The organism is Streptomyces torulosus (genome assembly GCF_001419765.1).
Lineage (GTDB): Bacteria > Actinomycetota > Actinomycetes > Streptomycetales > Streptomycetaceae > Streptomyces > Streptomyces torulosus.
On record NZ_LIRK01000009.1, the window covers coordinates 1 to 10,616 of the forward strand.

Annotated in this window: 9 protein-coding genes; 8 read left to right on the forward strand and 1 reads right to left on the reverse strand. The window is 68.1% G+C overall.

What is annotated here, in order from left to right:
- The coding region (locus AOK23_RS49200) for an SCO2400 family protein (RefSeq protein WP_420823678.1) at positions 1-548 on the reverse strand (548 nt) is incomplete at its 3' end.
- Between the two features lie 247 nt (positions 549-795).
- Here AOK23_RS49200 and AOK23_RS00980 point away from each other — a divergent pair.
- From AOK23_RS00980 to AOK23_RS01015, 8 genes are all read left to right on the forward strand, one after another.
- Positions 796-1,959, forward strand: coding sequence for a mandelate racemase/muconate lactonizing enzyme family protein (locus AOK23_RS00980; protein ID WP_055710835.1), 1,164 nt, complete (start codon positions 796-798; stop codon positions 1,957-1,959).
- On the forward strand, positions 1,956-2,978 hold the full coding sequence (locus tag AOK23_RS00985; protein WP_055710836.1) for a zinc-dependent alcohol dehydrogenase: 1,023 nt from the start codon (positions 1,956-1,958) through the stop codon (positions 2,976-2,978). Before AOK23_RS00980 ends, AOK23_RS00985 begins: the two co-directional genes overlap by 4 nt.
- A gap of 122 nt (positions 2,979-3,100) precedes the next feature.
- Positions 3,101-4,069, forward strand: a complete 969-nt coding sequence (locus AOK23_RS00990; protein ID WP_055710837.1) for a hypothetical protein — start codon at positions 3,101-3,103, stop codon at positions 4,067-4,069.
- A 151-nt stretch (positions 4,070-4,220) separates the two neighbouring features.
- Complete coding sequence (gene chvE, locus AOK23_RS00995; protein ID WP_355402064.1) at positions 4,221-5,333, forward strand: multiple monosaccharide ABC transporter substrate-binding protein; 1,113 nt, start codon at positions 4,221-4,223, stop codon at positions 5,331-5,333.
- Positions 5,334-5,371: 38 nt separating this feature from the next.
- Positions 5,372-6,922, forward strand: a complete 1,551-nt coding sequence (gene mmsA, locus AOK23_RS01000; protein ID WP_055710839.1) for a multiple monosaccharide ABC transporter ATP-binding protein — start codon at positions 5,372-5,374, stop codon at positions 6,920-6,922.
- The gene (mmsB, locus tag AOK23_RS01005) at positions 6,919-8,163 is read left to right on the forward strand and encodes a multiple monosaccharide ABC transporter permease (protein ID WP_055710840.1); all 1,245 of its coding nucleotides are present in this window, start codon (positions 6,919-6,921) and stop codon (positions 8,161-8,163) included. The genes mmsA and mmsB overlap by 4 nt, the downstream gene beginning before the upstream one ends.
- On the forward strand, positions 8,160-9,275 hold the full coding sequence (locus tag AOK23_RS01010) for an aldose epimerase family protein (protein WP_469848899.1): 1,116 nt from the start codon (positions 8,160-8,162) through the stop codon (positions 9,273-9,275). The genes mmsB and AOK23_RS01010 overlap by 4 nt, the downstream gene beginning before the upstream one ends.
- A gap of 166 nt (positions 9,276-9,441) precedes the next feature.
- Positions 9,442-10,616 (forward strand): pyridoxal phosphate-dependent aminotransferase (locus tag AOK23_RS01015; RefSeq protein ID WP_055710842.1); only part of this gene is annotated, 1,175 nt, incomplete at its 3' end.

A 10,616-nucleotide genomic window follows, 5' to 3' on the forward strand; every position in this document is an offset into this window, starting at 1 on the left:
TCCGCGCCGTCCGCGCCGTCCACGCCGGAGTCGCCGTCCGGCCCGCCCGCCGCCGAGTCCGCCGGCGACGGGGTGACCGCGTCGTCCACGGATGCCGCGTTCGGGTGCGACGGCGGTGCCTCCATGCCGAGTTCGGCGAGGCTCAGCCCACCCGCGGCGAGCACCAGCCCCGCCCCGACCAGCAGCAGGCGCTTGCGCCGGCGGCGGTGCGCGGCCGCCCGCCGGTCCCGCCGGGCGGCACGGTCGCCGCGCTCGCGGCCCTTGGACCGGGACCGGGCGGCGCGGGCTGCCCGGCGCCCGCCGGCGTTCACCTCGCCGTCGCCCTCACGCGCCTCACCGTCACCTTCGCGCGCTTCGCCGTACTCATCCGCTTCGTCGCGCTCATGCGTTTCATCACGCTCGTACGCTTCGCCGCGTTCCTCCGCGGCGAAGGCGCCCGATTCGGGCGATGCGCCCATGTACGACCGGCTCTTTTCGGCCGGTGCGCCGCACCCGGGACAGGCCAGGGCGCCGTTGAGGTGCCGTTGGCACGGGTGGCAGTAGTCCATGACGCCGGAAGATTATTTGGCGCGCCGGTGACGTTCCCAGGCGCCCTCGTGAAAGTTGTGTAGGAACCTCGTGTACTGGCGGGTCAGGACGGCTCAAGCCCTGATCATCGCCCACCTTCGGGACCTTCGTGACGAGACCGTTGTGCGTTCGACCCATTGACACTCGGAGCGGGTCGTCCTTACTGTCGCGCCAGCATTTCGAACGAGCTTCGAAATTTCGAACAGACCGAAAAGGACAGGGAGCACCGTGCGCATCACGGGAATCAGCACACACGTGGTCGGAACGCCGTGGCGGAACCTGACCTACGTCCAGGTGCACACCGACGAGGGACTCACCGGAGTCGGCGAGACCCGCATGCTGGGCCACACCGACGCCTTGCTGGGCTACTTGCGCGAGGCAGAGGCCAACCACATTCTCGGGTCCGACCCGTTCGCTGTCGAGGATCTCGTCAAGCGGATGAAGTACGGCGACTACGGTCGGGCCGGCGAGATCGTGATGTCCGGCATCGCCGTCATCGAGATGGCCTGCTGGGACATCAAGGGCAAGGCCCTCGGCGTCCCGGTGTGGCAGCTGCTCGGCGGCAAGGTCACCGACAAGGTCAAGGCATACGCGAACGGTTGGTACACCACCGAGCGCACGCCGGAGGCGTACCACAAGGCGGCGCGGGGCGTCATGGAGCGCGGCTACCGGGCGCTCAAGATCGACCCCTTCGGCACCGGCCACTTCGAACTCGACCACCAGCAGAGCCTGTACGCCGTCTCGCTGATCGAGGCCGTGCGGGACGCCATCGGGCCGGACGCCGAGCTGATGCTGGAGATGCACGGCCGGTTCTCCCCGTCCACCGCGGTCCGACTGGCCAAGGAACTGGCCCCCTTCAAGCCCGCGTGGCTGGAGGAGCCGGTGCCGCCGGAGAACCTGAAGGCGCTGGAGAAGGTCGCCGCCAAGGTGGACATGCCGATCGCCACCGGCGAGCGCATCCACGACCGGATCGAGTTCCGCGAGCTCTTCGAGAGCCAGGCCGTCGACATCATCCAGCCGGACCTCGGCCACATCGGCGGCATCTGGGAGACCCGCAAGCTGGCCGCGACCGCCGAGACCCACTACATGCTGGTCGCGCCGCACAACGTGGGCGGCCCGGTGCTGACCGCCGCCTCGCTCCAGGTCGGCTTCACCGCGCCGAACTTCAAGATCCTTGAGCACTTCAACGACTTCGCGGACGCGGACATCAAGAAGGTCATCAAGGGCGCCCCGCAGGTCGACCCCGAGACCGGCTGCTTCCACCTCTCCAACGAGCCGGGCCTCGGCGTCGAACTGGACGTGGACGCGGCGGCGGAGTTCCCGCAGCAGCAGGCCCGGTTCGACCTGTGGGCCGAGGGCTGGGAGCAGCGCAAGCCCAAGGGGACCCAGTGACGACCTCGCCCGACGCGGCCACCGCCGTCGTCATCGAGGCTCCGGGCGAGCACCGGCTCGTCCCGCACGAGCCCCGGCAGCCCGCGGCGGGCGAGGCACTGGTCCGTGTCCACGCCTCCGGGATCTGCGGCAGCGACCGCGAGGTCTATCAGGGCAACAGGCCCGAGGGATACGTCCGTTACCCCCTCGTCCCGGGTCATGAGTGGTCCGGGACGGTGGTCTCCGTCGGCGACGGCGTGCCTTCAAGTCTTGTAGGCCGCAAGGTGGTCGGCGAGGGCTTCCGGAACTGCCAGGTGTGCGACCGCTGCCACGCGGGCGAGACCACGCTGTGTTCGGCGGGGTACGAGGAGACCGGCTTCACCCAGCCGGGCGCCATGGCCACCACGCTGACGCTTCCCGCCCGCTTGCTGCACGTTCTTCCGGACGACTGCGATCTGACGGCGGCGGCGCTGCTGGAGCCGGCGGCGTGCATCGCGGCGGCCGCGCTCAAGGCCAACGCGGTGCCCGGGGAGCGGGTGGCCGTCGTGGGCACCGGCACCCTCGGAATGTTCGCCGTTCAGTTCCTGAAGGCGGCCTCGCCGGCCGAGCTGCTCGTCGTGGGCACCCGTCCGGACCGTGCGGAACTGTCCCGACGGTTCGGCGCCTCGGACTTCCGTACGAAGGACGAGGAGCTGCCCGGCGACTTCGACGTCGTCATCGAGACCGCCGGATCCGCGGACGCGGCGGTCACCGCCGCCGCACTGCTGCGGCGCGGCGGACGGCTGGTCCTGACGGGCATCCCGGCGTCGGGCGCGGACGGCCTCGACCCGACGGACCTCGTCGTACGGCAACTGGAGGTGCACACCGTGTTCGGGGCGCCGCCGGACGCCTGGGCGCACACGGTCCGGGTCTTCGGGGCCGGGCTCCTCGACCCACTGCCGCTCGTCACGCACGAGCTGCCGCTGCACGAGTTCCCGGAGGCCATCGAACTGGTGGGGTCCGGCGACCCGAAGGTCGGAAAGGTCCTCCTGCGGCCGTGACACAACCCTGAGCCGTACGCCGGTACGGATGTACCTGACTACTCCGTACCGGCGTACACCCCAAGATCTCTGTGCGATGAGCCGCGAACCTCGTCCGAAATATCGAACCTGAAGGACAGCTTGTGACCGACACCAACGCTTCGGCGCCCCGTCGGCCCGGCGAGCAGGCGCTCGCCGCGCTCGGCCTGGACGCGCCCGCACTCGACCCCGCCGACGCCTCTCCGCACACCTTCCCAGGGGGCGGCCGCTGGCGCACCGAGGTTCCCTCCGTGGAGGGGCCGGAGGCGCTCGCCGTGGTCCTCAAGGAGGCCTCGCGGCTCGACGTGCCGATCCACCGGATCAGCCAGGGCAGCGGTGTCTGGATGCTCACCGACGCCGAGATCACCGAGATGGTGGAGGCGACGGCCGAGCGCGACATCGAGCTCTGCCTGTTCACCGGCCCGCGCGGCACGTGGGACATCGGCGGCTCCACCCGTACCGACTCCCGGGGCGGCGGGCTGCGCGCCCGCGGCCACGACGCGGTCGCCGGTTGCGTGGAGGACGCCGTGCGCGCGACCGAGCTGGGCGTGAAGTGCCTGCTCATCGCCGACGAGGGTGTGCTCTGGACGCTGCACCGCGCCCGTGAGGCGGGCATCCTGCCGGCCGACACCACCTTCAAGGTCTCGGCGCTCATCGGCCCGGTGAACCCGACCGCGTACGCCGTGTACGAGAACCTCGGCGGCGACTCGATCAATGTGCCGAGCGATCTGACGCTCGATCACCTCACCGAGATCCGGCGGGTGTCGGCCGCTCCGATGGACATGTACATCGAGGCGCCCGACGACCTCGGCGGCTACGTGCGGATGTACGAGGTCGCCGAGCTGATCCGGCGCGGCGCGCCGATCTACCTGAAGTTCGGCCTGTCGAAGGCGCCCGGGATCTACCCCTACGGGCACCACATGCGCGACCTGACGCTGTCCACCGCCAAGGAGCGGGTGCGGCGCGGTCGGCTCGCTCTGGACCTTCTGGCGCGCCACGGGGCGGACGGCGACATGGCGCCGCTCGGCACCCGCCTGCCGGGGGACCTGAAGCGATTTAGTAATCCCGCATAACGAACTGGCCAACTGTCTTCACAGAAGAAGACGCAGTCACACACAATCCCCCACATCTTCTTCTGGCGTCCTTCGGCTCCTCCCTCGCTCGCGAAGCGCCGTCCTCAACCGCCAGAACGTTCCAGGCACCAAGACATCAAGGATGATGATCATGCGCACTCGTCGAGCCGCTCTCACCGCCATAGCCTCCGCCGCCTCCCTCGCCCTGACCCTGTCCGCCTGTGGGCAGAGCGGTGAGGGCGGCAGCAAGGAGGAGGGTGGCAGCACCAAGGGCGCCACCATCGGCATCGCGATGCCGACCAAGTCCTCCGAGCGGTGGATCGCCGACGGCAACAACGTCGAGGCCAACCTGAAGAAGCTGGGCTACAAGACCAAGCTGGTCTACGGCGAGGACGACCCCGACCAGCAGGTCGGCCAGATCGAGAACCTGATCACCCAGGGTGTGAAGGCCCTCATCGTCGCCGCCATCGACAACAAGTCGATGAACAACGTGCTCCAGCAGGCCAAGGACGCGAACATCCCGGTCATCTCCTACGACCGCCTGATCCTCGGCACGCCCAACGTCGACTACTACGCCTCCTTCGACAACGAGAAGGTCGGCGAGCTCCAGGGCGGCTACATCGTCGACAAGCTCGGCCTGAAGGACGGCTCGAAGAAGGGCCCGTTCAACATCGAGCTGTTCGCCGGCTCCAACGACGACAACAACACCCGCTACTTCTTCCAGGGCGCGATGAACGTCCTGCAGCCCTACATCGACAAGAAGCAGCTCGTCGTCAAGTCCGGACAGACCAAGCTCACCCAGGTCACCACCCTGCGCTGGGACGGCGGCACCGCCCAGAAGCGCATGGACGACATCCTGACCTCGACGTACAAGAGCGACCGGGTCGACGCGGTCCTCTCCCCCTACGACGGCATCTCCATCGGCATCCTCTCGGCGCTGAAGTCGGACGACTACGGCTCCAAGAGCAAGCCGCTGCCGATCGTCACCGGCCAGGACGCCGAGGTCGCCTCGGTGAAGTCGATCATCGCCGACGAGCAGTCGATGACCGTCTACAAGGACACCCGTGAGCTGGCCAAGGTCGCCTCGAACATGGTCGACGCACTGCTGAACAAGAAGAAGCCCGAGGTCAACGACACCAAGACCTACGACAACGGCGCCAAGGTCGTCCCGGCGTACCTGCTGGAGCCGGTCAGCGTGGACAAGGCCAACTACAAGGAGGCCGTCGTCGACTCCGGCTACATCAAGGAGAGCGACCTCAAGTAATCCGGCGGAACCCGAACCACTGATTGGAAGGCACGACCATGGCGGGACCCGTCCTGGAAATGCGCTCGATCGTCAAGACCTTTCCCGGCGTCAAAGCGCTGTCGGACGTCACCCTGACCGTCCAGCAGGGCGAGGTCCATGCCATCTGCGGTGAGAACGGCGCCGGCAAGTCGACCCTCATGAAGGTCCTCTCCGGCGTCCACCCACACGGCAGCTACGAGGGGGACATCCTCTTCGAGGGCGAGACCTGCGAGTTCAAGGACATCAGGGCCAGCGAGCAGCACGGCATCGTGATCATCCACCAGGAGCTGGCCCTGGTGCCCTACCTCTCCATCGCGGAGAACATCTTCCTCGGCAACGAGCACGCTACGCGCGGGTTCATCAGCTGGACCGAGACGCTGAGGCACGCGACCGAGCTGCTGCGCCGCGTCGGCCTCGACGAGCACCCGGACACCCGGGTCGCCGACATCGGGGTGGGCAAGCAGCAGCTCGTCGAGATCGCCAAGGCGCTGTCGAAGAAGGTGAAGCTGCTCATCCTGGATGAGCCGACCGCCGCCCTGAACGACGAGGACAGCGGCAAGCTTCTGGATCTGATCCTGGATCTGAAGAAACAGGGCATCACCTCGATCATCATCTCGCACAAGCTGAACGAGATCCGCAAGGTCGCGGACTCGGTGACGATCATCCGGGACGGGCAGACCATCGAGACCCTCGATGTGAAGTCCGCGGAGACCACCGAGGACCGGATCATCAGCGGGATGGTCGGCCGGGACCTGGAGCACCGCTTCCCGGAGCGCACGCCGCACGAGCCCGAGGAGGGCGCGGCCCCCGCGCTGGAGATCCGCAACTGGACCGTGCACCACCCGATCGACCAGCAGCGCAAGGTGGTCGACGACGTGTCGCTCCAGGTGCGGCGCGGCGAGATCGTCGGTATCGCCGGGCTCATGGGCGCCGGCCGCACCGAACTCGCGATGAGCGTCTTCGGGCGGACGTACGGCCGGTACGCGGGCGGCACGGTCCTCAAGGACGGCCGGGAGATCCGGACGAAGACCGTCCCCGAGGCGGTGAAGAACGGCATCGCCTACGTCACCGAGGACCGCAAGCACTACGGCCTCAACCTCATCGACACCATCAACCGGAACATCTCGCTCAGCGCGCTGGGCAAGGTCGCCAAGGGCGGTGTGGTCGACGAGCACGGGGAGCGGCAGGTCGCCGAGGGCTTCCGCAAGTCCATGAACATCAAGGCGCCGACCGTCTTCGAGCCGGTGGGCAAGCTGTCCGGCGGCAACCAGCAGAAGGTCGTCCTCAGCAAGTGGATCTTCGCGGGGCCGGATGTGCTGATCCTTGACGAGCCGACGCGCGGTATCGACGTCGGCGCCAAGTACGAGATCTACACGGTCATCGACAAACTGGCCGCCGAGGGCAAAGCGGTCGTCTTCATCTCCTCCGAGCTGCCGGAACTGCTCGGGATGTGCGACCGCATCTACACCATGGCCGCGGGGCGGCTGACAGGTGAGTTCCCGCGTGCCGAGGCCACGCAGGAGTCGCTGATGCGTCAGATGACTAAGGACAAAGAGGTATCCCGATGAGCACGGAAGTGACCGCCAAGAGCCCGGCCCCCGCGCCGCCCGGCAAGAGCGGGGCGGCGGCGGGCGGGGGTCTGCTCCAGCTGATGCTGGACGGCATGCGCCGCAACATGCGCCAGTACGGCATGCTGATCGCCCTCGGCCTGATCGTGGCGCTGTTCGCGGTGTGGACCGACGGCGACCTGCTGCTGCCGCGCAACGTCTCGAACCTGGTGCTGCAGAACAGCTACATCCTGATCCTCGCGATCGGCATGATGCTGGTCATCATCTCCGGGCACATCGATCTCTCCGTGGGTTCGCTGACCGCGTTCATCGGGTCGATCGCCGCGGTGTTCATGGTCAACAACGACATACCGTGGCCGCTGGCCGTGGTGCTCTGTCTGGCCGTGGGCGCCGTCGCGGGTGCCGCACAAGGGTTCTTCATCGCGTATCTCGGGATACCGTCGTTCATCGTGACCCTGGCGGGCATGCTGGTCTTCCGCGGTCTCACCGAGATCTTCCTGGAGGGCCAGACCCTCGGCCCGTTCCCCGAGGGCCTGCAGAAGGTCGCCAACGGCTTCCTCCCGGAGGTCGGCCCGCAGACGAACTACCACAACCTGACGCTGCTGATGGGCTTCGCCGTCATCGCGTTCGTGGTGATCCAGGAGTTCCGTGACCGGCGCCGGCAGCAGGAGTTCGCGCTCGACGTGCCGCCGATGAACCTGTTCGTCCTCAAGCTCGTCGCGATCTCCGCCGCCCTGCTCGTCGTCACCATGCTGCTGGCCAGCTACAAGGGCGCCCCGATCGTGCTGCTGATCCTCGGCGCGCTGGTCGTCGGCTTCGGCTACGTGATGCGCAACGCGATCATCGGCCGCCACATCTACGCCATCGGCGGCAACCTGCCCGCGGCGAAGCTGTCCGGCGTGAAGGACAAGAAGGTCGTCTTCCTGATCTTCCTCAACATGGGCATGCTGGCGGCCCTCGCGGGTCTGGTCTTCGCCGCCCGCTTCAACGCCGCCTCGCCGAAGGCGGGTCTCAACTTCGAGCTGGAGGCGATCGCGGCCTCGTTCATCGGTGGCGCGTCGATGAGCGGCGGTGTGGGCACCGTCCTCGGCGCGATCATCGGTGGTGTCGTCCTGGGCGTGCTCAACAACGGCATGAACCTGGTCGGCATCGGCACCGACTGGCAGCAGGTCATCAAGGGCATGGTGCTGCTGGCGGCGGTCGGCTTCGACGTGTGGAACAAGCGCAAGGGCGGTTCCTGACGGAACCCGCAAGGGGGGCCTCGCCTGCGGGCGGGGCCCCCTTTTCCCGTGAGAGGAGCAATCCGGTGAAGGAAGTCTTCGGCAAGCTCGCCGACGGCACCGAGATCCACCGCTGGTCGCTGGAGAACGGCGGCACACGGCTGCGGGTCCTGTCGTACGGCGGGATCGTGCAGTCCCTGGAGGTCCCGGACCGCGAGGGCCGGTACGCGAACGTCTCCCTCGGCTTCGACTCCGTCGAGGAGTACGTCGCCGACTCCCCCTACTTCGGCGCCCTGATCGGCCGCTACGGCAACCGCGTCGGCGGGGGCCGGTTCACCCTCGACGACACGGCGTACGAGCTGTCCGTGAACGACGGGGGCAACAGCCTGCACGGCGGTGCCGGCGGCTTCGACAAGGCGGTGTGGGACGTCGAGCCGTTCGTTCAGGACTCGAACGTGGGTCTGCGTCTCACCCGCACCAGCCCCGACGGCGAGATGGGCTACCCCGGCACCCTGCGGACCGCGGTCACCTACACCCTCACCGAGGAGGGCGACTGGCGCATCGACTACGAGGCCACCACCGACCGGCCGACGGTCGTCAACCTCACCAGCCACGTCTACTGGAACCTCGCGGGCGAGGGCAGCGGCTCCGCCCACGACCACGAACTGGAGATCGCCGCCTCCCGCTACACGCCCGTCGACGCCGGACTCATCCCCACCGGTGAACCGGCCGAGGTGGCGGACACGCCCTTCGACTTCCGCCGCGCCAAGCCGATCGGCGCGGACGTCCGCACGCGTGACCAGCAGCTTCTGTACGCCAAGGGGTTCGACCACAACTGGGTGCTCGACAAGGGGCGGACGGACCTCCCGGAGCGGGCCGCCACACTGCGCGACCCGTCCTCGGGCCGCACCCTGACGATCTCCACCACCGAGCCGGGGCTCCAGTTCTACTCGGGGAACTTCCTCGACGGGACGCTCGCCGGACCGTCGGGGCGGATCTACCGCCAGGGCGACGCCGTGTGCCTGGAGACCCAGCACTTCCCGGACTCGCCGAACAAGCCGTCGTACCCGTCGACGGTGCTCCGGCCGGGGCAGACGTACCGCTCGACGACGGTCCACTCGTTCGGAGCCTGAACACGGCAGCGCACAGGTTCTTCACAATTTCCGGCCAACTTCCCAGTGGTTGAACAGCGTCACGCCGTTCTCCGTATGTAGGGGCGGCCCGTGCTCCCCCGCACGGGCCGCCCTTAGTCGTCGGACCCGGTTCGTCCCCAACGGGTCCGCCCCCTACGGAGGTTCCATGGCCGACAACGTCACCTCGTTGTTCCGCAGCACGACGGCGCACAGCCCCTCGATGGCGGCGCTGACGCGTGAGGGCGGCGACGGGGTCGGCCCGGTGGACTTCTGCATACCGTGCAACCCGTACTTCCCCACCCCGGCCATGTTCGACGAGATGGCGAGCAGGCTGAAGGACATCATCACGTACTACCCGAGCAGCGCCGACACCATCACCGCGGAGCTGTGCAACCTGCTGCAACTGCCGCCGCAGTGCGTGGCGATGGGCAACGGCTCGACCGAACTCATCACCTGGATCGACCATCTGCTGGTCCGGGAGTCCCTCGCCGTCCCCGTCCCCACCTTCGGTCGCTGGACCGACCAGCCGATGGAGACCGGCAAGCGGGTCGACATGTTCCCGCTGCAGGAGTCCAGCGGCTTCGCCCTGGACCTCGCCCAGTACGCCGAGTTCATCCGGGCGCGCGGCACCCGGGTCGCCGTCATCTGCAACCCGAACAACCCCGACGGCGGCTTCCTGCACCGGCACGCGCTGGTGCAGTTCATGGACGCGATGGCCGACCTGGATCTGATCGTCATCGACGAGTCGTTCCTGGAGTTCGCCGACGCCGAGTCCGAGCCGAGCACGGTGCAGGACGCGGTGATGCGGCCCAACGTCGTCGTGCTGCGTTCGCTCGGCAAGAACTTCGGGCTGCACGGCATCCGCTTCGGCTATCTGGTCGCCAACCCGGCGCTCGCCGGGAAGATCCGCTCGATGCTGCCGAAGTGGAACCTCAACTCCTTCGCGGAGCACGTGGTGTTCATGCTGAAGAACCACGGCCCGGAGTACATGGAGAGTCTGCACCAGGTGCGGCGCGACCGCCTGGACATGGCCCGTCAGCTCTCCGCCCTCCCCGGTCTGACGGTGTATCCGTCGCAGGGGAACTTCCTCTTCGTGCGCCTGCCCGTGGGCGCCGAGGGCACCGTGGTCCGTGACCGGCTGCTCACCGAGCACCGGATCCTGGTCCGCGAGTGCGGCAACAAGGTCGGCTCGTCCAGTCGCTTCCTGCGACTCGTGGTCCGGCCCCAGGTGGACGTGCGTCGCCTGGTGTCCGGCCTGGAGTCGGTTCTCTACGGGTCCAGGAGGGGAGCCGCCGTACCCGAGCTGGGCACCGGGACCAGCTACAGCTCGGGTACGGCGGC

Excerpts from the sequence above, each read along its gene's own strand:
- mmsB (WP_055710840.1), top strand. The coding sequence starts at position 6,919 with ATGAGCACGGAAGTGACCGCCAAGAGCCCGGCCCCCGCGCCGCCCGGC.
- mmsA (WP_055710839.1), top strand. The coding sequence starts at position 5,372 with ATGGCGGGACCCGTCCTGGAAATGCGCTCGATCGTCAAGACCTTTCCC.
- chvE (WP_355402064.1), top strand. The coding sequence starts at position 4,221 with ATGCGCACTCGTCGAGCCGCTCTCACCGCCATAGCCTCCGCCGCCTCC.